The 1,388-nt window shown below is 62.1% G+C and carries 1 protein-coding gene; it reads left to right on the top strand.

What is annotated here, in order from left to right:
* A partial coding sequence (locus U5798_RS36815; RefSeq protein WP_415859534.1) for a beta strand repeat-containing protein occupies nt 1-1,388 on the top strand: 1,388 nt, incomplete at both ends.

The following is a 1,388-nucleotide window of genomic DNA, read 5'->3' as shown; positions in this document are numbered from 1 at the left end:
GCCGCGGTCGGTATCAGCACCGCACAAAGCGGCGTGAGCTCCCTGTCTACTGGCCTGAACACGACCAACAGCACCCTCGGGGCGCTGTCAACTCAGGAATCGACCGACGTGGGATCGCTGTCAACCAGCGTGAATACCACCAACAGTAACGTGGCGAGTCTGTCGACATCGGCCGCGGTCGGCATCAGCACGGCGCAAAGCGGTGTGACCTCCCTGTCGACCAGCCTGACCACGACCAACAGCACCCTCGGGACGCTGTCGACCCAGGAGTCGACCGATGTGGGCTCGTTGTCGACCAGCCTGAATACGACCAACGGCAACGTCAGTTCGCTGTCGACCAGCGTGAATACCACCAACAGCAACGTGGCGAGCCTGTCGACTTCGGCTGCGGTCGGTATCAGCACGGCGCAAAGCGGCGTGACCTCCCTGTCGACAAGCCTGACTACGACCAACAGTACCCTAGGTGCACTGTCGACTCAGGAGTCGATCGACGTGGGATCGCTGTCGACCAGCTTGAATACCACCAACAGTAACGTGGCGAGTCTGTCGACTGGCCTGACCACGACCAACAGCAACGTGGCAAGCCTGTCGACCTCGGCTGCGGTCGGTATCAGCACGGCTCAAAGCGGCGTGAGTTCCCTGTCGACGAGCCTAACCACGACCAATAGCACCCTCGGTGCACTGTCGACGCAGGAATCGACCGACGTGGGCTCGTTGTCGACTAGCGTGAATATGACGAACAGCAACGTGACGAGTCTGTCGACCTCGGCTGCGGTCGGCATCAGCACGGCGCAAAGCGGCGTGAGTTCCCTGTCGACAGGCCTGACTACGACCAACAGCACCCTCGGGGCGCTGTCGACCCAAGAATCGACCGATGTGGGCTCGTTGTCGACCAGCGTGAATACGACGAACAACAACGTGACGAGTCTGTCGACGTCGGCCGCGGTCGGTATCAGCACCGCACAAAGCGGCGTGAGTTCCCTATCGACGAGCCTGACCACGACCAACAGCAACGTGGCGAGCCTGTCGACTTCGGCCGCGGTCGGCATCAGCACGGCGCAAAGCGGCGTGACCTCCTTGTCGACGGGCCTGGCCACGACCAACAGCACCCTCGGGGCACTGTCGACCCAGGAGGCGACCGACGTCGGATCGTTGTCGACCAGCTTGAATACGACAAACAGCAACGTAGCGAGTCTGTCGACCTCGGCTGCGGTCGGTATCAGCACGGCGCAAAGCGGCGTGAGTTCCCTGTCGACGAGCCTGACCACGACCAACAGCAACGTGGCAAGCCTGTCGACTTCGGCTGCGGCCGGTATCAGCACCGCACAAAGCGGTGTCAGTTCCCTGTCGACCAGCCTGACCACGACCAACAGTACCCTCGGTGCACT

It is taken from the genome of Burkholderia sp. BCC1972 (genome assembly GCF_905339605.1).
Lineage (GTDB): Bacteria > Pseudomonadota > Gammaproteobacteria > Burkholderiales > Burkholderiaceae > Burkholderia.
This window is presented reverse-complemented; position numbering and strand designations above follow the sequence as displayed.